The sequence below is a fragment of the Microbacterium sp. NPDC059771 genome, assembly GCF_042732495.1.
GTDB lineage: Bacteria > Actinomycetota > Actinomycetes > Actinomycetales > Microbacteriaceae > Microbacterium > Microbacterium sufflavum.
Map to the genome: position 1 here is coordinate 543,052 of NZ_JBHWHK010000002.1, position 20,308 is coordinate 563,359.

18 protein-coding genes are annotated in these 20,308 nt (G+C 70.7%); 15 read left to right on the top strand and 3 right to left on the bottom strand.

The genetic code is table 11. The features are described 5' to 3' along the window. Positions 1 to 83 precede the first annotated feature (83 nt). From ACFV3I_RS16515 to ACFV3I_RS16535, 5 genes are read left to right on the top strand one after another with little or no spacing between them, the layout of a single operon-like run. Positions 84 to 710: a SipW-dependent-type signal peptide-containing protein gene (locus ACFV3I_RS16515; RefSeq protein WP_247637638.1), complete on the top strand. Its 627-nt coding sequence runs from the start codon at positions 84 to 86 to the stop codon at positions 708 to 710. Positions 711 to 717: 7 nt separating this feature from the next. Next, entirely contained in the window at positions 718 to 1,335 is a 618-nt protein-coding gene (locus ACFV3I_RS16520) for a SipW-dependent-type signal peptide-containing protein (RefSeq protein WP_136035363.1), read from the top strand. Positions 1,336 to 1,366: 31 nt separating this feature from the next. Next, complete coding sequence (locus tag ACFV3I_RS16525) at positions 1,367 to 1,963, top strand: signal peptidase I (RefSeq protein ID WP_378823666.1); 597 nt, start codon at positions 1,367 to 1,369, stop codon at positions 1,961 to 1,963. Continuing rightward, positions 1,960 to 2,589 (top strand): hypothetical protein, encoded by a 630-nt coding sequence (locus ACFV3I_RS16530; protein ID WP_378823668.1) that lies wholly within the window; start codon positions 1,960 to 1,962, stop codon positions 2,587 to 2,589. The genes ACFV3I_RS16525 and ACFV3I_RS16530 overlap by 4 nt, the downstream gene beginning before the upstream one ends. Further along, the gene (locus tag ACFV3I_RS16535; RefSeq protein WP_247637635.1) at positions 2,586 to 3,080 is read left to right on the top strand and encodes a hypothetical protein; all 495 of its coding nucleotides are present in this window, start codon (positions 2,586 to 2,588) and stop codon (positions 3,078 to 3,080) included. The genes ACFV3I_RS16530 and ACFV3I_RS16535 overlap by 4 nt, the downstream gene beginning before the upstream one ends. A gap of 22 nt (positions 3,081 to 3,102) precedes the next feature. On the opposite strand, the gene ACFV3I_RS16540 is transcribed toward ACFV3I_RS16535, so the two are convergent. Continuing rightward, entirely contained in the window at positions 3,103 to 3,783 is a 681-nt protein-coding gene (locus ACFV3I_RS16540) for a YqaJ viral recombinase family protein (RefSeq protein ID WP_136034373.1), read from the bottom strand. Between the two features lie 295 nt (positions 3,784 to 4,078). On the opposite strand from ACFV3I_RS16540, the gene rplJ reads away from it, so the two are divergent. Then, the gene (rplJ, locus tag ACFV3I_RS16545) at positions 4,079 to 4,567 is read left to right on the top strand and encodes a 50S ribosomal protein L10 (protein ID WP_136034371.1); all 489 of its coding nucleotides are present in this window, start codon (positions 4,079 to 4,081) and stop codon (positions 4,565 to 4,567) included. 48 nt (positions 4,568 to 4,615) lie between these two features. Next, on the top strand, positions 4,616 to 4,999 hold the full coding sequence (gene rplL, locus ACFV3I_RS16550) for a 50S ribosomal protein L7/L12 (RefSeq protein WP_067194328.1): 384 nt from the start codon (positions 4,616 to 4,618) through the stop codon (positions 4,997 to 4,999). A gap of 72 nt (positions 5,000 to 5,071) precedes the next feature. Here the strand turns inward: rplL and ACFV3I_RS16555 are convergent, their stop codons facing one another. Beyond that, entirely contained in the window at positions 5,072 to 6,076 is a 1,005-nt protein-coding gene (locus tag ACFV3I_RS16555) for a LacI family DNA-binding transcriptional regulator (protein WP_136034369.1), read from the bottom strand. Between the two features lie 286 nt (positions 6,077 to 6,362). On the opposite strand from ACFV3I_RS16555, the gene ACFV3I_RS16560 reads away from it, so the two are divergent. The 6 genes from ACFV3I_RS16560 (at position 6,363) to ACFV3I_RS16585 (ending at position 16,399) form a co-directional block, all read left to right on the top strand. Next, the gene (locus ACFV3I_RS16560) at positions 6,363 to 7,679 is read left to right on the top strand and encodes an ABC transporter substrate-binding protein (RefSeq protein ID WP_136036965.1); all 1,317 of its coding nucleotides are present in this window, start codon (positions 6,363 to 6,365) and stop codon (positions 7,677 to 7,679) included. Between the two features lie 108 nt (positions 7,680 to 7,787). Further along, complete coding sequence (locus ACFV3I_RS16565; RefSeq protein WP_378823671.1) at positions 7,788 to 8,927, top strand: carbohydrate ABC transporter permease; 1,140 nt, start codon at positions 7,788 to 7,790, stop codon at positions 8,925 to 8,927. Then, complete coding sequence (locus tag ACFV3I_RS16570) at positions 8,924 to 9,886, top strand: carbohydrate ABC transporter permease (RefSeq protein WP_136034362.1); 963 nt, start codon at positions 8,924 to 8,926, stop codon at positions 9,884 to 9,886. Before ACFV3I_RS16565 ends, ACFV3I_RS16570 begins: the two co-directional genes overlap by 4 nt. 393 nt (positions 9,887 to 10,279) lie before the next feature. Continuing rightward, the gene (locus ACFV3I_RS16575; RefSeq protein ID WP_378823673.1) at positions 10,280 to 13,930 is read left to right on the top strand and encodes a fibrinogen-like YCDxxxxGGGW domain-containing protein; all 3,651 of its coding nucleotides are present in this window, start codon (positions 10,280 to 10,282) and stop codon (positions 13,928 to 13,930) included. Positions 13,931 to 14,156: 226 nt separating this feature from the next. Continuing rightward, a complete protein-coding gene (locus ACFV3I_RS16580) occupies positions 14,157 to 14,561 on the top strand; it encodes a hypothetical protein (protein WP_378823674.1) in 405 nt (134 codons plus the stop codon). Further along, a complete protein-coding gene (locus ACFV3I_RS16585; protein ID WP_378823676.1) occupies positions 14,489 to 16,399 on the top strand; it encodes a fibronectin type III domain-containing protein in 1,911 nt (636 codons plus the stop codon). Before ACFV3I_RS16580 ends, ACFV3I_RS16585 begins: the two co-directional genes overlap by 73 nt. Positions 16,400 to 16,526: 127 nt before the next feature. On the opposite strand, the gene ACFV3I_RS16590 is transcribed toward ACFV3I_RS16585, so the two are convergent. Beyond that, a complete protein-coding gene (locus ACFV3I_RS16590; protein ID WP_378823677.1) occupies positions 16,527 to 17,525 on the bottom strand; it encodes a glycerophosphodiester phosphodiesterase family protein in 999 nt (332 codons plus the stop codon). A 163-nt stretch (positions 17,526 to 17,688) separates the two neighbouring features. On the opposite strand from ACFV3I_RS16590, the gene ACFV3I_RS16595 reads away from it, so the two are divergent. Further along, positions 17,689 to 19,065: a cystathionine beta-synthase gene (locus ACFV3I_RS16595; protein ID WP_136034207.1), complete on the top strand. Its 1,377-nt coding sequence runs from the start codon at positions 17,689 to 17,691 to the stop codon at positions 19,063 to 19,065. Between the two features lie 54 nt (positions 19,066 to 19,119). Beyond that, complete coding sequence (locus ACFV3I_RS16600; RefSeq protein WP_378823679.1) at positions 19,120 to 20,271, top strand: cystathionine gamma-synthase; 1,152 nt, start codon at positions 19,120 to 19,122, stop codon at positions 20,269 to 20,271. Positions 20,272 to 20,308: the final 37 nt, after the last annotated feature.

Consider the following 20,308-nt stretch of genomic DNA (forward strand, 5'->3'; position numbering starts at 1 on the left):
CGGAGAGGATGCGAGGACGCGGGAGAATCCTCCGAGTTCCGCTCGCCGGCGTTCCCCGAGATCGACGACGGAGGGGGAACGACATGGCGACGACCACGACCCGGCGAAAGGTCCGCGCGGTCCTGGCAGGAGGACTCGTCCTCGGAGTGGGAGCGGCGGTCACGCTCGCCGCGTGGAACGACTCCGAGTTCGCGACCGGCACGTTCACCGCGGGCTCGTTCAACCTGGAGGGCTCGACCGACGGCACGGCCTTCACCGACCACAACGTCGACGACGGCGACACGGCCGCCACCCTCGCGTTCACGCTCCCCGCCGGCATCGTCGGCAACATGTCGCCCGGCGACACCGTCTACGCGGGTTTCTGGGTGCGTCTCGCGGCCGGCACGACCACCGGGGCCAGCCTCGTCGCCGCGGGCACGACCGCGGATCCCGCGGCGAGCTCCAACACCGATCATCTGTCCTACGCGATCTACCCGCTCGCTCCCGGCGCCACCTGCAACGCGGCCAGCGCGACCGGAACCGCCGTCGCCTCCGGGGCCACGCTCGACGCACAGACGGGCGTGACCGCCGTGACGCTCACCGAAGGAGCCTCCGCCGCCACCCCGGGCACCGCCGTGCAGCTGTGCGTCGCGGTCACGGCCGCCGCCGCGCTCGAACCCGGCCTGGTCACGAACGCGACCTGGGAGTTCACGGCCACGTCGACGAGCTGAGCGGGCCATGGGTACCCGCAGGCAGCGGCGGGAGAGGATCCGGCTCCGCTCCCGCCGCCTCCGAGCCCTCCTGGCGGGCGGTCTGGTGCTCGGCATCGGGGCGACCGCGACACTCGCCGCCTGGAACGACTCGGAGTTCGGCTCGGCCACGTTCACGGCCGGCCGGTTCGACCTCGTCGGGGCGACCGACGGCGTCACGTTCTCCAGCCACGCGACCACGGGGGCGGCGGCCGCTCTGAACTTCCAGCTCCCGCCCACGGCCATGGCGCCCGGCACCACGACGTATGCGCTGTTCAGCGTCAAGACCGCGTCGCCCTCGGTCGCCGGCGTGCTCCAGCTCACGGCCGGGACGCCGGGCGGCACGGGTCTCGCGTCGTCGCTCACCTACGGGGTGCGTGCGATCGCCGGGACCACGTGCTCGGCGGCGACCTACCCCGGCGGCACCGCCGTGGTCGCGGACGGCTCCGCGCTCACGGCCGGCGGCGCCTCGACGCAGGCGGTGTCCGCGAACGGCGCGTCGGTCGTGAACTACTGCTTCGCGGTGACGCTGCCGACGACGGCGCCGAACACCGCGCAGGGCCTGACGATGACCCAGACATGGCAGATCCAGGGCACGTCGTCGTAGCCGCGGCGGGGCAGGAGCGAGAGGAGGGGTCGTGACGGCACTCACCCGCCGCGAGGCGCGCGCGCAGCAGAGCGGGGAAGCGGGGGCGCGGGCGCAGCACCCCACCCGGCGCCTCGGGTTCGCGCGCGCGTTGGGCGATGCGCTGCTGTGGCTCGCCGCCGCCGCGGGCGTCGTGTGCATCGTGCTGGTGCTGCTGGCGGCCACGGCGCAGATCACGCTCATCCTGTTCCGCACGGGCTCGATGTCGCCGACCATCTCGGCCGGATCGGTCGCCGTGGTGCAGCGGGTCCCTGCCTCGGCGGTGGAGGTGGGCGACGTCGTGACGGTCGACCGCCCCGGCGACCTGCCCGTGACCCACCGCGTGACCGCGGTGCAACCGGGCGCCGGGGCGGGGGAACGCGTGCTGACGCTGCGGGGCGATGCGAACGCGGTCGACGACCCGTTTCCGTACACCGTGACCTCCGTGCGCACCATGCTGTTCGCGGTGCCGGGCCTGGCGACCGTGATCGTCGTACTCGGGCATCCCGTCGTGCTCGGCGGCATGACCGTGGCCGCGACCGCGCTGGTGGTGTGGGCCTTCTGGCCGCGGTCGCCGCGACGCGCTCGCACCGAGGGCGGTCCGCTGTGAGGCCCCGCGTCGCGCTCGCGGTCCTGGCGCCCGTCTGCCTGGCCCTCGCGGCACCGGCGGCGGCGGTCGCTGCCCCCTCCACCGAGGTGGTGCAGGGCCAGGTGCTGCGCCTGGTCTCGGTCGCGGACTGGGACGCCGCCCGCGACCTGCGACCCGACCGGCCGGTGCAGTGGGACGTGCAGGTGAGCGCCGACGCGCCGGATCCCGGGGTCGTGCGGCTCGGCGTGAGCGCGTCCGGGTCGGCGCGGTTGCGGCTCGACATCGCCCTGTGCGCGGAGCCGTGGCAGGACGCGGTGTGCCCGGCGGGGGCGACGGTCTTGCGGACGGACTGGAGCGTCCCGCGCGACGGTGCCGAGGTGCCCCTCGCCGCCATGCGTGACACCGAGACCGCGCATCTGCGGCTGACGATCGCGCTCGACCCGGCGGACGGCTCCGGCAGCACCGAGGTGCGCGTGCTGGCTCACGGCGCGGGCGAGAGCGCGGCGGTGGGCTCCGACGGCGCGCTCGCGGTCACGGGTCCGTCGCCGTGGCTGCCGCTGGCGGCGGGGGGCGGCGGACTGCTGCTGACCGGGGCTCTCGTGGCGCGGGGGCGTCGCGGAGGAGAGCGCGGGGAGGGGCGAGGATGACACGGCCGTGGCGGCGCACGATCGCCGGTGCCCTCGGGGTCGGGGTCCTGGTCGGCGTGGCGCTGCTGCCCGCGGTGCAGCCGACCGAGGCGCGGTTCACCGATCCGGAGTACGCGGCGGGGTCGTTCACCGCGTCGCAGCTGACGACGCCCACGATCACCTCGTGCAGCGTGACCAACCTGCTCGGCACGTTCACGGGCTTCACGATCACGTGGAGCTCCGGATACCTCAAGCCGCAGCAGCGACTGTCGATCAACAACGTCGCGGTCGACAACGCGAACGTGACGCAGAGCGGCAGCGGCCCCTACTCCTACTCCGCGACGATCAGCTCCGGTCTGCTCAGCACGCTGCTGGGGAGTCTGCTCGGCTCGTCGAACACGGTGCGGGTCGAGGCCGTCCTGCCCGGCACGGCCTGGGTGTCGCCCGCGGCGACCCGCACGCTGTCGGTGGGCGGACTGCTGGGGCTCGGGGGCAACAACACCTGCACGTGAGGTCGTGCCGGCGGTGCGGCGTTCAGTCGGCGAGGGCGAGGGCGCGGAAGAGGTCGCGCTCGCGCAGCTGCTCGCGGCGGCTCGCGGAATCGTCCTGCGTGCGGGCGGGAACGTCGCGGCCCGTGGTGCGCCGGTACAGCTCGTCGATCAGGGCGGTGGCCAGGTCGACCAGCTTGGCGATCTCGCGGTCGTCGCGGTCGATCCACACGCAGCGAGGCTCGTCGTGCACCGGAGCGAAGTCGACGTGCTCCTCCCACACGAACAGCGTGCGCTCGGCACCGAGCACGTGCTGCTGCCACCAGACCTGTCGCAGGTAGGTGCGCGGGATGCCGCGGAACGCCTTGTTCGTGGTTTTGATCTCGGCGAGGCGGATGCGCCCGTCGGCGTCGACCGCGATCCCGTCGGGCGTGGCGAGGTGGCGGTGCTCCACCTCGGCGCGGAACAGCGCGGAGGAGGGGAGGATCCCGTGCGTGGCTGCGACCCAGGCCGCGATCTCCGGCTCGCGCCGTCGGCCGTGGTCGGTGTACGCGTTGCCGCCGAAGCGGGGCCCGCCGCCCAGCTTGGAGTCGGCGGCACGGGCGATGGAGCGCTCGCTTGTGAGTCCGGCGACGTCGGTCGCGGTGATGCCGCGGGACCGCGCCCGCATCCACGCCACCCGGTCGCGAGAGTCCGCGACGATACGGGCGTGGAGTTCGGGGGTCACCTGAAAACCCTAACCCCGTCCGCCGACGCTCCCTCCCCGCACACGCCGCGTCCCCGCACGGCCGCCGGGGATTTGGGGAGGGGCGCGTGCTGAGGTAGAGTGGGTGGCAACCGAAGACCGCTGGTCATCCTGTGTGCGCAAGCACGCAGGATCGAAGCTCTGCATCGCAGGGGCCCGCGCAGGTGTCACGAACTTCCGAGCTCCGTGCGCTTGCGCCGGAGCTCTTCTCTTTGCAGGGGGTCGGAGGCCGGCGCCCCACCACCGTGCGGCGCCTCGTACACATCAAGGAGTGACCATGGCGCAGAAGGATGCATCGGTCGCCGAGCTCACGAAGTCATTCGAGAACTCGAACGCCGTCCTGCTGACCGAGTACCGCGGTCTGACGGTTGCCCAGCTCAAGCAGCTGCGCAACAGCATCCGTCAGGACGCCGAGTACGCCGTGGTGAAGAACACGCTGACCAAGATCGCCGCCAACAAGGCCGGCATCTCCTCGCTGGACGACGACCTCAAGGGTCCGTCGGCCGTCGCGTTCGTGCACGGTGACTTCGTCGCCACTGCCAAGGCTCTGCGTGACTTCGCCAAGGCCAACCCGCTTCTGGTGATCAAGTCCGGCATCTTCGAGGGCAAGGCCCTCTCTGCCGACGAGGTCAACACGTACGCCTCGCTCGAGAGCCGTGAGGTTCTGCTGGCGAAGGCCGCGGGAATGATGAAGGCGACGATGGGCAAGGCTGCCGCCACTATCGACGCGCTTCGCGAAAAGCTGGAGACCGCAGAGGCCGCGTAAGCGACCGGCGATCTCGTCACCACCACCCCATCTATTAGGAGATACATCATGGCGAAGCTCACCACCGAGGAGCTGCTCGAGCAGTTTGCCGGCCTCACCCTCATCGAGCTGAACGACTTCGTGAAGGCGTTCGAGGAGAAGTTCGAGGTCACCGCTGCTGCCCCCGTCGCCGTTGCCGGTGCCGCCGGTGGCGCAGGCGAGGCCGCTGCCGAGGAGGAGAAGGACTCGTTCGACGTCATCCTCGAGGCTGCCGGCGACAAGAAGATCCAGGTCATCAAGGCTGTCCGCGAGCTCACCTCGCTCGGCCTCGGCGAGGCCAAGGCCGTCGTCGACGGTGCTCCGAAGGCCGTCCTCGAGGGCGCCAACAAGGAGACCGCCGAGAAGGCCAAGGCTGCTCTGGAAGAGGCCGGCGCGACCGTCACCCTCAAGTAATTCCAGCGCACCAGCGCTTCTGCGAAGGCCCCGGGTTCCGCCCGGGGCCTTCGTGCGTCCGGGGACGGGTGCTCAGCGGGGTGGTGCGGTGGAGCTGCGCACGACGAGCGACGAGGGGGCGGTCACCCGCTCGATGGGGGCCTCCGGCTCCGCCATCCGTCGGATCAGCAGCCGCACGGCCTCGTGACCCTGGTCGCGGGGAGACTGCCCGATCGTGGTGAGGGCGAACATGTCCGCATGGGCGTGGTCGTCGATGCCGACCACGCTGAGCTCGGTGGGCACGGCGATGCCCAGGCGTCGAGCGGCGATGATCGCCCCGATCGCCGCCTCGTCGCAGACTCCGACGATCGCGGTGGGCCGGTTCCGCCGGTCTCCGAGGAGCCCGGCGGTCGCGGCATAGCCCCCGGGCATGGTCGGTGCCGCGCCGACGACGCGGGCGTGGGCGAGCAGGCCCGCCGCGCGGAGCGCGCCGTGGTACCCCTCGAGCCGCTGCGCATCGCCGTAGCTCAGTGCGGCGGCGTCGGTCGCGCCCCCCACGAACGCGATGTCCTCGTGGCCGAGCTCGATCAGGTGCTCGGTGGCGATGCGGGCGGCGGCGGTGTCGTCGATCGAGACCGCGCTCGATCCCTCGCTGTACGGCCCGACGCTGACCAGCGGGCGACCCGTGCGGTGCAGGCGCTCGAGCTCGCGCGCGCTCGGCTGGATGCCCACCGCGATGATGCCGTCGAACCTCCGACCCGGCAGCACGGTCTCGAACAGCCGTTCCCTGGTCTGCGTCCCCTCGGGAACGCCGTACAGCGACAGGTCGTAGTCCACGGAGAGGAGCGACTCCTGCACCCCGGCGAGCAGCTCGGCGAAGAACCAGCGGTCGATGGGCGGCATCACGAGGCCGACGGTCTGCGTGCGTCCGGTCGCGAGGCTCGTGGCGGACGAGTGGGCGACATAGGCGAGGTCGTCTGCGGCGTCCATGACCCGCTGCCGTGTCTCGTCGGACACGTAGCCGCGTCCGCTCAGCGCCCGGCTCGCGGTGGCCTTGGACACTCCGGCACGCGACGCGACGTCCGCGATCGTGCTCATCGGTCCTCCTCGACCAGGGTCCACTTCGATGTGGGGACGGCGACGCCCGGGCTCGCCGGGTGACAGCGTAGCGGCTCGACCGTGGAAAAGGAACCGGTTCCACACTGATCCGGAGGGAGCGCTCCCATCCGCGATGCGGCGGTGCATCGGAATGGTTGCGAGCTTGTGACCCTTGCGTGTTGTGCGGGGAGCGGGCCGCCAGTATGTTGGCCTGGAATCGGTTCCCTAATCGACGCCGGTGCTGGCGACGGACAGCGGGACCCTGTACTCGAAGAGGAGAATTCACATGGCTCTGTCACAGCGTTCCCGGCTGGTCGTGCCGCTGGCCCTGATGGGCGTCGCGGGCATCGCCCTCGCCGGCTGCGGGGCTCCGGGAGGTGCGCCGAGCACCGGAGGCGGCGGAGGCGACGACGCCACCGTCACGATCTACGGCACGATCGTCGACTCGGAGGCGGAACTCCTCCAGGAGTCCTGGAAGGACTGGGCCGACGAGAACGGCATCACCATCAAGTACGAGGGCAGCCAGGACTTCGAGACGCAGCTGGGCACGCGCGCCCAGGGCGGCAACCCGCCGGACATCGCGATCTTCCCGCAGCCGGGTCTGTTCGCCGACTTCGCCGACCGCGGCTTCCTGAAGCCCGCCCCGGAGGAGGTCGAGAAGAACGCCAACGAGTACTGGACCGAAGACTGGGTGAACTACGGCACGGTCGGAGACACCTTCTACGGTGCGCCGCTCATGGCGAACGTCAAGGGCTGGATCTGGTACTCGCCCGCCAAGTTCGCGGAGTGGGGCGTCGAGGTCCCCAAGACCCTCGACGAGATGACGGCGCTGACCGAGAAGATCCAGGCCGCCACGGGCACGCCCGCCTGGTGCGCAGGCTTCGAGTCCGGCACCGCGACCGGCTGGCCGGGAACCGACTGGATCGAGGACTACGTGCTGCGCCAGTCCGGACCCGACGTCTACGACCAGTGGGTCACCAACGACGTGAAGTTCACCGACCCGCAGATCAAGCAGGCGTTCGACTCGGTCGGACAGATCCTGCTCAACCCGGCCAACGTCAACGCGGGCTTCGGCGACGTGCGCTCGATCAACTCGACCGCGTTCGGCGACGTGGCACCCAAGCTCGCCGCCGGCGAGTGCGCGCTCACGCACCAGGCCTCGTTCCTGTCGGGCTTCTTCCCCGAGGGCACGAACATCGCCGAGGACGGCGACGTGTGGGCGTTCATGCTCCCCGGCGAGTCCGAGGGCGACACGGCCGTCACGGGCGCCGGTGAGATCGTCGGCGCGTTCAGCGAGTCCGAGGCCACGCAGAAGGTGCTCGCGTACCTGTCCAGCCCCGAGTGGGCCAACAGCCGCGTGAGCCTCGGCGGCGTCACCTCGGCCAACAACGGGCTCGACCCGGCGAACGCCAAGGACCCGATCCTCCAGGAGACCATCAAGATCCTGCAGGACCCGGAGACCACGTTCCGCTTCGACGCCTCCGACCTGATGCCCGGTGCCGTCGGTGCCGGAACCTTCTGGAAGGGCATGGTCGCGTGGGTCAACGGCACCTCGACGGACGAGGTGCTCACGCAGATCGAGACCGGCTGGCCCTCCAGCTGATCCCGGGGGAAGAGGGGCCGCCCCGCACCAGGGGCGGCCCCTCTGCTCCCTCGGCGCCCACATCGACGTGGGCGCCGTGATCCGATCCGCGTGACGTAAGGGGAATCCGTGAACGCGACAGTCTTTTTCCAATGGATCGGCTCGCTCCCGCCGATCCTGCAGGCCGTCGCCGTGGTCATCGCCTTCGCGGTGGTCGTGGCGATCATCCTGCTGCTCGTGGACATCGCTCCACGCCGGGGCACGCAGTACACCATCATCCGGCTGGCGATGTGCCTGCTCATCCCGCTCGCCGTGATGTGGTTCTTCAACTCCTACTACTGGGCGATGGGGGTCGCGGTCCTCGTCGGCGCCGTCTTCTTCTTCCTGGACTACCGGTCCCGCGATGGAGCGGGCTACCTGATCCAGCTCGTCGCCTTCATGGCTCCGGCGATGCTGCTCCTGCTCGTCGGCCTCATCCTCCCGTCGATCCAGACCATGTACACGTCGTTCTGGAACTCCTCGGGCAACACGTTCGTCGGGTTCGCCAACTACGTGTGGATCTTCACGCAGTCGGACGGCATCACCTCGGTCGTCAACACCATCATCTGGGTGCTGCTGGTGCCGACGGTCTCGACGATCGTCGGTCTCGCGTACGCGGTCTTCATCGACAGGACCCGCGGCGAGAAGATCTACAAGGTGCTGGTGTTCATGCCCATGGCGATCTCGTTCGTCGGCGCGAGCATCATCTGGCGGTTCATGTACGAGTACCGCGGACCGGAGTTCGAGCAGATCGGTCTGCTGAACCAGATCCTGGTGTGGTTCGGCGGGACGCCGCAGCAGTGGCTGCTGAACCAGCCGTGGAACAACCTGTTCCTCATCGTCGTGCTCATCTGGGTCCAGACCGGTTTCGCGATGGTCGTGCTGTCGGCCTCCATCAAGGGCGTCCCGGCCGAGCTGCTCGAGGCCGCCGAGCTCGACGGCGCGAACGCGTGGCAGCGGTTCGTCTCGGTGACCGTACCGGCGATCCGCCCGGCACTCATCGTCGTGCTCACCACGATCTCGATCGCCTCGCTGAAGGTGTTCGACATCGTCCGCACCATGACCGCCGGCAACTACGGCACGTCGGTGCTCGCGAACGAGATGTACACGCAGTTCTCGAAGTTCGAGGCGGGGCGCAGCGCCGCGCTCTCCGTCATCCTGTTCATCCTGGTGCTGCCGATCGTCATCTACAACGCGCGCCAGATCAAGAAGCAGCGGGAGATCCGATGACCGACACCGTAGGCACCGAGACCCCGGCCAGCACGCGCGCCGTCACGACCGGGGGTGGCCTCGACGGCGCCGCCGGACGCGCCAGGAAGAAGCTGTCCCGTCCGTGGGCGTCCGCCGCGTCGATCGTCATCGCGGTCCTGTGGACCATCCCGACGCTCGGGCTGTTCATCTCGTCGTTCCGTCCGCGCGACGAGATCCAGTCGACCGGATGGTGGACGTTCTTCACGAACCCGCAGGTCACGCTGGAGAACTACGTCGATGTGCTGCAGTCCGGCACGACGCAGCTGACCATCCTCGAGTCGTTCATCAACTCGATCGCCATCACGATCCCGGCGACCGTGGTGCCGCTGATGATCGCGGCCATGGCGGCGTATGCGTTCGCGTGGATCGACTTCAAGGGCCGCAACGCCCTGTTCATCTTCGTGTTCGCGCTCCAGATCGTGCCGATCCAGATGGCGCTGGTGCCGCTGCTCAGCTCGTTCTCGCGCGGCCTCAACCTGTTCGGTCTGCAGGTGACCCTGCCGCTCGGAGCATCGGACGGCTACGCGCAGGTGTGGATCGCGCACTCGATGTTCGCGCTGCCGCTGGCGATCTACCTGCTGCACAACTTCATGTCGGAGATCCCCGGTGAGATCATCGAGGCGGCCCGCGTGGACGGCGCCTCGCGCGGACAGATCTTCTTCCGCGTCGTGCTGCCGCTGACGATGCCGGCGATCGCCTCGGTCGCGATCTTCCAGTTCCTGTGGGTGTGGAACGACCTGCTCGTGGCGCTGGTGTTCGCCGACGGAGCGGCCGCGCCGATCACGAAGCTGCTGGCCGAGATCACCGGGACGCGCGGCAACGACTGGTACCTGCTCACGGCGGGTGCGTTCGTGTCGATCATCATCCCGCTGATCGTGTTCTTCGCGCTGCAGCGCTACTTCGTGCGCGGCCTGCTCGCCGGGTCTACCAAGGGGTAGTCGAGACAGGAGCGCTCGCCGGAAGGGGCCGGTCACCGTCGCGGTGGCCGGCCCCTTCCGTGTGTCGCGGACAGGCTCGGCGGGGCGTCCCGGCGGCGGCATGCAGGAACTTCACATGATCGGAACGGGTGTCTCTGCGTAATGGAACGCTCCCGATCCCGTCTCATGGCATAGGGACGATCTGGGGACGTCCGCTCGGGGGTGGAGCGATCCGGTCCGGATGTTTGGGGCATCCGGTCCGGCAGTCTGCAGTGTCGTGTCTGCGTTTCGCCGTGGCAGGAGTGTGCCGCGGCGGCGCGTCCGCAGCGAGAGCTGATGTCGGAAGCCAGAAAGACACAACAACAGATGAACATCGTGGGGAATCGCGCGCGCGCCTGGGGAGGCCGCGCGGTCATGGGGGCTGCCATCGCAGCCCTCGCAGTGGTGGGCGCCCTGCTCACGCCGGGCGCGGCGTCGGCGGTGGTCGCCTCGGGCCCGGACGGGCGCACGCAGGAGACGGCGGCGGCGTCGTGCTGGGAGATCAAGCAGAACAACCCGGCGGCGGCGGACGGCGTGTACTGGCTGGTGACGCCAGGCCTGGTCTACCCGCAGCAGTTCTACTGCGACCAGACGACCGACGGCGGCGGGTGGGTGCTCGTCGGTCGGGGTCGGGAGGCGTGGAAGGAGAGCTACAACGGTCTCGGCACGCCGGATCAGGTGGCGAACACGCCCACGGGAACGGCCGCGTTCGCTCCGGCCGAGCTGCCCGCCAAGACCGTCGACGGCCTGCTGAACAACGGCCGCCCCGATGCTCTGCCCGACGGGATCCGCGTGCGGCGCGCGACCAACGCCGCGGGCAGTGCCTGGCAGGAGGTGCGGTTCTCGCTCGCGAAGAGCGACCGCTGGGAGTGGACCTTCGGCGCCAAGCACGACCTCGCCGACTGGGGCTTCGGCATCAGCGGCGGCATCGACACCACGGGAACCGGCGGCGTGACCGCCGCCTTCAACGACGACGCGGGCATGAACAACGTCGTGTTCTCGCAGCGGGCCACGCACGGCTACCGGATGGGCTGGGCGTACGGCTCGGCGGTGACCGGCACGACGGACGCGTCCTCCTACCTGTGGGCTCCGGCGGGGCAGGGGTACGCGACGCCGTTCGCCCAGGTGTTCCTGCGGCCGCAGCTCACCCTGTCGACGCTCGACTTCGGTGCCGTCCCGACCACGGGCACGCCCGCGAGCACGCTCCCGTCGATCCCGAGCTCGTACGCCGTGAAGACGTCGTGGGGGGTCTCGGGGCTCGCCAACGGCCAGTCCGGAGAGACGAACGTCGAGGTCTCGGACTTCGGCGAGGTCGCCGGAAAGGTCTTCGTCGGCGGCAACTTCCTGAACGTGCAGCAGACCAAGGACGGCGCGGGGCAGACGCCGCAGCCGTACCTGGCGGCGTTCGACGTGCACACCGGCGCGTGGGTCCCGACCTTCCGGCCGAAGCTCGACGGACAGGTGAAGTCGGTGCAGGCGCTTCCGGACGGCCGGCTGGCGATCGGCGGGCAGTTCTCGACCGTGAACGGGGTGGCGCAGCCGGGACTGGCGATCCTCGATCCTGCGACCGGGCAGCTCTCGGGCTGGCAGGTCAAGGTCGAGCACCGCGCGACCGGTGCGGTCCCCTTCGTCCGCGACCTGGACGTGCAGGGCGGCTACCTGTACGTCGCCGGTTCGTTCACGCACCTGACCTCCGTCGGCACGACACCGACGACGGGCGGCGCGTGGAACGGCGGCCGTATCGTGCTGGCCACCGGCAAGCCCGACACCGCGTGGAACGCGAACCTCAACGGGACGGCGGCCTCGGTCGACGCGAACGCCCAGGGCGACCGCGCGTACTTCTCCGGCTACTTCCTGATGAAGTCGTCGACCCCGGCGCCGTCGGCCGCGGTGCTGCAGACGACGGCGGGCGCACCGCTGGCGACCACCTGGACGCCGGAGTTCAGCGACGACCGCAAGGACGAGAACGGCGCGTACGTCAACGCGGTGTGGCAGCTCGGCATCATCGAGGTCGGCGGGCGCGTGTGGATGGGCGGCTCGCAGCACTCGATGTTCTCGTACGACCGGAACACGCTCCAGCGCGTGGGCGGTTGGATCACGCAGGTGGGCGGCGACATGCAGACGGTCGAGACCAACGGCTCCGTGGTGATCGGCGGCTGCCACTGCGGGGACTACGTCTACGACGACGCCTACAGCCAGACGCTCGTCGGCGGATTCAGCCGGGCGGACAAGATCAATCTGGTGGGGGCGTGGGACGCGAAGTCCGGCACCTACATCCCGGACTGGTCGCCGATGGTGGAGGCGCGTGCGGGGTACGGCGCGTGGGGGACGTTCTTCGACAGCACCGGCACCCTGTGGGTGGGTGGCGACTTCAACCGGTCGCAGCTTCCGGGTGGTGCGGAGCAGTGGTCGGGCGGGTTCATCCGCTTCGCGCCGCGGGATGCGGTGGCGCCGACGACCCCGGGGGCGGTGTCGTCGACCCCATCGGCAGACGGGAAGACGGCGACGCTGACGTGGGGCGCGTCGACGGATGCGGGTTCGGGCGTGACGTACGAGGTGCTGCAGGGCAACCGAGTGATCGCCTCCACGACCTCGGCCTCGTACACCGTGCCGGTGACCTCGACCGCCGCGAACTACGTCGTGCGGGCGCGGGATGCGGTGGGCAACCGGTCGGCGTCGACGGCGGCGTTCACGGTCGCTCCGGCCCCGGCGAACGCGCTGACGTTCGTGGGCAACGGGGACTCGTGGTCGTGGCGGTACTCGTCGGACGCGCTGCCGGCCACGTGGAACGCGACCACGTTCGACGCGTCGTCGTGGCCGGTCGGGAAGGCGCTGTTCGGGCGGGGCGTGTCGGGGGCGGCGACGAACATCGATCCGTCGAACCTGGCGACCAAGCCGTTGAGCGCGCAGTTCCGCAAGACGTTCACGGTGACCAGTGCGGCGAGCGTGACGAATGCGAAGGTCTCTCTCATCGCGAACGACGGCGCCGTGGTGTACCTGAACGGCCGTGAGCTCGGGCGGGTGCGGATGCCGGCCGGCGCGGTCACGCAGAACACGTACGCGACGGCGGCGGTGACGCAGTCGTCGGCGGCGGGCACGCGCGCGGTGTTCAGCGTTCCGGCCGGTGTGCTGACGGAGGGCACCAACGTGCTGGCGGTATCGGTGCACGCGAACTTCCGCACGACCGCGGACCTCGGGTTCGACCTGGCGTTCACGGGCGAGCGGGCGGCGCCTCCTGGCCCGGTGACGGGTCTGGTGGCGACGCCGGCGCAGACATCGGTGGCGTTGGCGTTGGGGTGGACGGCTCCGTCCGGGACCACGGCGGCGGCGTCGTATGTGGTGTCGCGGAACGGGGTGAAGGTGGGGACGGTGACGGCCCCGGCGACCTCGTTCACGGATACCGGGCTGACGGCGGGGACGGCGTATACGTACACGGTGGTGGCGGTGTCGGCTGCGGGGGTGGCGTCGACTCCGGCGACGGTGCAGGCGACGACGACGGCTGCGGCTCCGGTGGGCCCGGCGGTGTCGGTGCCGAGCGGGTCGGCCTGGTCGTGGCGGTACTCGGCGGATGCGTTGCCGGGGGACTGGAACACGACAGGGTTCGATGCGTCGTCGTGGGCGGTCGGGAAGGGCGTGCTGGGGCGGGGGGCGACGGTGGCGACGAACATCGATCCGTCGAACCTGGCCACGAAGCCGTTGAGTGCGCAGTTCCGGACGTCGTTCACGGTGTCGGATGCGGCGTCGGTGAAGGATGGGACGGTGTCGGTGATCGCCGATGACGGGGTGGTGCTGTATCTGAACGGGGTGGAGCTGGGGCGGGCGAATCTGCCCGCCGGGTCGATCACGCAGAACACGTATGCGACGGCGGCGCCGCGGGCGACGACCGCGGCGGGGGCGCGGGTGACGTTCCAGGTTCCGGCGACGCTGGTGAAGGAGGGGACCAACGTGCTGGCCGCGTCGGTCCACGCCAACTACCGCGGCACACCCGACCTCACCTTCGACGCCGCACTCACCATGCCGCGATAACCGCCACGGGCGGGGTCGGGTGCCTCCGGGTGCCCGGCCCCGTCCGCATCGCAAATCGATCCGGGATTCCGGCGTAATGAATCGGGCGTCGAAACGTCTCATGGTATGGGGACGTTCGCAGCGGGGGTGAGCTGAGCCGGAGGCATCTGCCTGCCGCCTCACCCGCGCCCGGATTCGGTCGTGGGTGCAGTGCGCCGATACGCAACGACGGACACGAAGGAATCCGATGTATCTGAAGGGAACTCGAGCGCGCACCTGGGGGATGCGCGCTCTGGTGGGGGCGGCGATCGCCGCCACCGCATTCACGACCTCGCTGGTGACCGCCGCCTCGGCGGGCGGAGCGGTGTTCGAGATGATGACCGCGCATGCGCCGGCGGCGAAGGGGGCGAAGATGGTCACGATCCACAGCGGGTCGACGTGGGCGTGGCGGTACTCGACCCAGGCTCTGCCCGACGACTGGAACGGCGTGGACTACGACGCCGCCGGGTGGAACAGCGGGCCGGGTCTCCTCGGCCGCGGCGTCACGGGGGAGACCACGAACATCGACCCCACGAGCCCGTGGACGACAACGGATCCATCGTGGTGGCGGGGTGCCACTGCGGCGACCACGCCTACCAGGACAAGTACCTGAAGAAGGAGATCACGGACCCGTGGACCGAGGTCGACAAGATCAACTACGCCGGTGCCTGGGATGCGGCGACGGGCAAGTACATCCCCGACTGGTCCCCGGTCGTGCAGTCGCGCGCGGGGCAGGGCGTGTGGGGCTCGTTCTTCGACAGCACCGGCGCGCTCTGGATCGGTGGTGATCTGACCGACTCCATGCGGGCGGGGCAGGTCAACCAGTGGTCCGGCGGTTTCATCCGGTTCGCGCCGCGGGATTCCGTGGCTCCGTCGACGCCGGGCGCGATCTCGTCGACGCCGAACGCGGATGGGGCGACCGCGACGCTCGCGTGGGGGGCATCCTCCGATGCGGGTTCCGGTGTGACGTACGAGGTGCTGCGTGGCAACCGGGTGATCGCGTCGACGACGGCGACGAACCTGACGGTCCCGGTTCCTGCCGAGGCGACGACCTACGTCGTGCGGGCGCGGGATGTCACGGGCAACCGCTCGGCGTCCACGGCGGTGTTCACTCTGCAGCCGGCGTCCCCGAACGCGTTGACCTTCGTGACGAACGGGGACTCGTGGTCGTGGCGGTACTCGTCGGATGCGCTGCCGGCGGACTGGAACGCGGCGACCTTCGACGCGTCGTCGTGGGCGGTCGGAAAGGGCCTGTTCGCGCGGGGCGTGTCGGGGGCGGCGACGAACATCGATCCCTCGAACCTGGCGACCAAGCCGCTGAGCGCGCAGTTCCGCAAGACGTTCACGGTGGACGACCCGACGACGGTGGTGAACGGGAAGGTCTCGGTGATCGCGAATGATGGTGTGGTCGTGTACCTGAACGGGGTGGAGCTCGGTCGGGTGCGGATGCCCGCGGGGGCGATCACGCAGAACACGTTGGCGAACGGCGTGGTCTCGAACGCGACCGCCGTCAGTAACCGGGTCGTCTTCGATGTCCCGGCCGGCGCGCTGGTGGCGGGCACGAACGTGATCACTGCGTCGGTGCACGCGAGCTACCGTGCCACGACCGATCTCAGTTTCGACCTGGCGTTCACGGCGGAGCGGGGCACGGCTCCGGCTCCCGCACCGGGCCCGGTGACGGGTCTGGTGGCGACGACGGCGCAGACGTCGGTGGCGTTGGGGTGGACGGCTCCGTCCGGGACCACGGCGGCGGCGTCGTATGTGGTGTCGCGGAACGGGGTGAAGGTGGGCACGGTGACGGCTCCGGCGACGACGTTCACGGATACCGGGCTGACGGCGGGGACGGCGTATACGTATGCGGTGACGGCGGTGTCGGCTGCGGGGGTGGCGTCGACTCCGGTGACGGTGCAGGCGACGACGACGGCTGCGGCTCCGGTGGGCCCGGCGGTGTCGGTGCCGAGCGGGTCGTCGTGGTCGTGGCGGTACTCGGCGGATGCGTTGCCGGGGGACTGGAACACGGTCGGGTTCGATGCGTCGTCGTGGGCGGTCGGCAAGGGCGTGCTGGGGCGGGGGGCGACGGTGGCGACGAACATCGATCCGTCGAGCCTGGCCACGAAGCCGTTGAGTGCGCAGTTCCGGACGTCGTTCACCGTGTCGGATGCGGCGTCGGTGAAGGACGGGACGGTGTCGGTGATCGCCGATGACGGGGTGGTGCTGTATCTGAACGGGGTGGAGCTGGGGCGGGCGAATCTGCCCGCCGGGTCGATCACGCAGAACACGTATGCGACGGCGGCGCCGCGGGCGACGACCGCGGCGGGCGCGCGGGTGACGTTCCAGGTTCCGGCGACGCTGGTGAAGGAGGGGGCCAACGTGCTCGCCGCGTCGGTCCACGCCAACTACCGCGGCACACCCGACCTCACCTTCGACGCCGCACTCACCATGCCGCGATAACTGCCACGGACACGCGCCGCGGCATCCGCCGCGGTCGTGAGGAGGAACAGAAGCCGAAGCCGAGGGGGCACACGGAGGGGCCGGACACCACCAGGTGCCCGGCCCCTTCGGTCATACCCGTGCCGGTTCAGCGGGAGCGGCCGTCTCTCCACGCCACCGCGTCGCGAGGTGAGTCGACCAGCACCGCGTCGATGCCCAGGCGACCGAGCTCGCGGTACCGCTCCGCGTCCGTCACGCCGATCACCATCAGGTTCACGCGGTCCTTCGGGTCGAGACACGCGACCGACTCGCGGTCCCACGGCGTCACCTCCACCTCGGTCGTCGCGGTGCCCGAGGTGAACGTCTCGCTCACGGCGACCGTCCGCCTGTCCTCGAACGCCATCCACGTCCCCGCGGCCGGAGGCGCGTCGCAGTGGTGGGCCAGGGCGATCTCGAGCAGCCGCTCGCGCGTGAGGTCGCGGTCCTCGGCGACCTGCACGTCTCCGGCCGCCCTGGCCGCGCCGCTCGCTACCGCGTCGGTGGAGTACACGACCGTGTTCGCCGTGCGACGGGTCTCGCGCAGCACGGCGAGCACGGCCTGCACGAGCGGCTCCGGGTTCGCCTGCTTGAGGTCGAGGAACAGCAGTCGATCCGCCGGCACCTCGGCCAGCGCCCGGCGGAGGGTGGGCAGCAGTGCCGCACCCGAGCGGTAGGGCGTGTCGGTGCTGCCGCGGGGGTGGAAGTTCCAGCCGGCGTTCAACCCGGTCAGCTCGTCGGCGGTGTGCTCCGCGACCGTGCCGGTGCCGTCGGTGTTCGCGGCGAGGTCGACCGGGCGGTACAGCACCGGCACGCCGTCCTTCGACAGCTGCACCGTGAGCCAGAGTCCGTCGGCGCCGTCGTCGAGCGAGCCGCGGATGCCCTCCAGGGTGTTCTCGGGGTAGTCGGCCGTGCCCGCGCGATGGGCGATGATGAGCGGCTCGTGGCGATGACGGTCGGGGGAGGTGCCGGCGTCGCGGGTGGCCGGTCGCGCGGGGGACCCGCTCGCGGCGAGAGCCTGTTCGCCGGTGGCCGCGGCGAGCGGCAGGAGGCAGCCGAGGGCCAGGGCGGCGGCGGCGCGGATCCAGGGGCTCGATGGTCGGACGGACATGGTGGTGCTCCTTCACGGGGTCCCCGCCGCTTCCGATGGACTCCCCGCCGCGCGGGCAGGCTAGCATCGCAGCGGCGAGCACCCGGTATACCCGCCACGACGGGCAGCTCGTCGGCGTCGTCACACCCGCGTGGGCGCCGTGGTGCCGCCGTATTCTGGGCTCATGGCCTACGCAGAATCGATCGTCGACCTGGTCGGCGACACGCCCCTCGTGAAGCTCCAGCGCGTCACGGAGGGCATCGCGTGCACGGTGCTCGTCAAGCTCGAGTACCTCAACCCCGGCGGGTCGGCGAAGGACCGCATCGCGACCCGGATCATCGACGCGGCCGAGGCCAACGGCGACCTCGCCCCCGGCGGCACGATCGTCGAGCCCACCAGCGGCAACACCGGGGTGGGCCTCGCCCTGGTCGCCCAGCAGCGCGGCTACCGGTGCGTGTTCGTCGTGCCGGACAAGGTCGGCGAGGACAAGATCGACGTGCTCCGCGCGTACGGGGCCGAGGTCGTGGTCACGCCCACCTCGGTCGCCGCCGACAGCCCCGAGTCGTACTACAGCGTCAGCGACCGGCTGGCGCGGGAGATCCCCGGGGCGTTCAAGCCGAACCAGTACGAGAACCCGAACGGTCCGCGCAGCCACTACGAGACGACCGGGCCGGAGATCTGGCGCGACACCGAGGGCGCGGTCACGCACTTCGTCGCCGGAGTGGGCACGGGCGGCACCATCACGGGCACGGGCCGCTACCTGCGCGAGGTGTCGGACGGCCGCGTGCGCATCGTCGGCGTCGACCCCGAGGGCAGCGTCTACAGCGGAGGCACCGGGCGGCCGTACCTGGTCGAAGGCGTGGGGGAGGACATCTGGCCCGGCGCCTACGACCCCTCCGTGCCGCACGAGATCGTGGCCGTGAGCGACGCCGAGGCCTTCGCGATGACTCGACGGCTGGCGCGCGAGGAGGGCATCCTCGTCGGCGGGTCGAGCGGCATGGCCGTGGTCGGCGCCCTGCGGGTGGCCCGCGACCTGCCCGCGGAGGCGGTGATGGTCGTGCTGCTGCCCGACGGGGGGCGCGGCTACCTCGGAAAGATCTTCAACGACGGCTGGATGCGCTCGTACGGCTTCAGCGAGGTGGAGGAGGGCGAGACCGTCGCGGACGTGCTGGCCGCCCGCCCGTCGCGGACGGGACACGGGCTGCCCGACCTCGTCCACGCGCATCCCACCGACACCGTGCTGGAGGCGATCCGCATGATGACGGAGTACGACGTGTCGCAGCTCGTCGTGCTGAGCGCCGAGCCGCCTGTGATGATGGGTGAGGTCGTGGGCACCGTCGACGAGAAGGGCCTGCTCGACCTGCTGTTCCGCGGCGACGCCGAGCCCAGCGATGCGGTCGGTGCGCACGTGGGGGAGCGGCTGCCGCTGGTCGGCATCCACGCGCCGGTCGCGCAGGCCAGGGCGGCCCTCGCCGAGGCCGACGCGCTGCTGGTGACGGAAGACGGCAAGCCGCACACGGTGCTCACCCGGCAGGACCTGCTGGCGTACCTGTCGCGCTGACGCGGGGCGTAACAGGGGCCGTCGGCGCGCGAAGCCCGGTCGTAGGCTGAGGACATGTCCGAGCACGCCTTCGCCACCCGAGCCATCCACGCGGGCCAAGCGCCCGACCCGACCACCGGGGCGATCATCCCGCCGATCTATCAGTCCTCGACCCACGTGCAGGACGGCATCGGCGGCTTCCGCGACGGCTACGAGTACAACCGCGCGGGCAACCCGACGCGGTCGTCGCTGGAGACGCAGCTCGCGGCTCTGGAGGGCGGCGTGAGTGCGCTGTCGTTCGCGTCGGGGCTCGCCGCGGAGGATGCGCTGCTGCGCGGCGTCCTGAAGCCGGGCGACCACGTGCTGCTCGGCAACGACGTCTACGGCGGGACCTACCGTCTGCTGACGAAGGTGCTGGCGCCGTGGGGCATCGTCACCACGACCGCCGAGCTGTCCGACCCGGATGCTCTCCGGGCGGCGATCCGCCCCGAGACGCGGATCGTCTGGCTGGAGACGCCGAGCAACCCGCTGCTGAAGGTGGTCGACATCGCGCTGATCGTCGAGATCGCCCACGCGGCCGGGGTGCTCGTGGTGGTGGACAACACGTTCGCGTCGCCCGCGCTGCAGCAGCCGCTGGCGCTCGGCGCCGACCTGGTCGTGCACTCCACCACGAAGTACCTCGGCGGGCACTCCGATGTGCTCGGCGGGGCCGTGGTGTTCGGCGACGACCGCTTCGTGGAGCCGGTCAAGTTCCAGCAGTTCGCGGTGGGTGCGGTCTCGGCGCCGCTGGACGCCTGGCTCACCACCCGCGGCATCAAGACCCTCGCGGTGCGCATGCGGCAGCACTCCGAGAACGCCCAGGCGATCGCGGAGTGGGCGGCCGCGCGACCGGAGTTCGCCGAGGTGTACTACCCGGGCCTGTCGTCGCACCCGGGTCACGCGGTGGCGGCGCGGCAGATGAGCGGCTTCGGCGGCATGCTGTCGCTCGGGCTCGCGGCCGGTGCCGAGGCGGCGCGGTCGTTCGCGGAGAGCACGAGCGTGTTCCAGCTGGCCGAGTCGCTCGGCGGGGTCGAGTCGCTGATCGGATACCCGCCGGAGATGACGCACGCCTCGGTGCGCGGGACCGAGCTCGCGGTGCCCGAGAACGTGGTGCGGCTGTCGGTCGGCATCGAGGACGTCACGGATCTGATCGCGGATCTCGAGGAGGGCCTCGCGCGCCTCGGCTGACCGGCCTCAGCACTCCCCGTACGGGATCGACGACGCA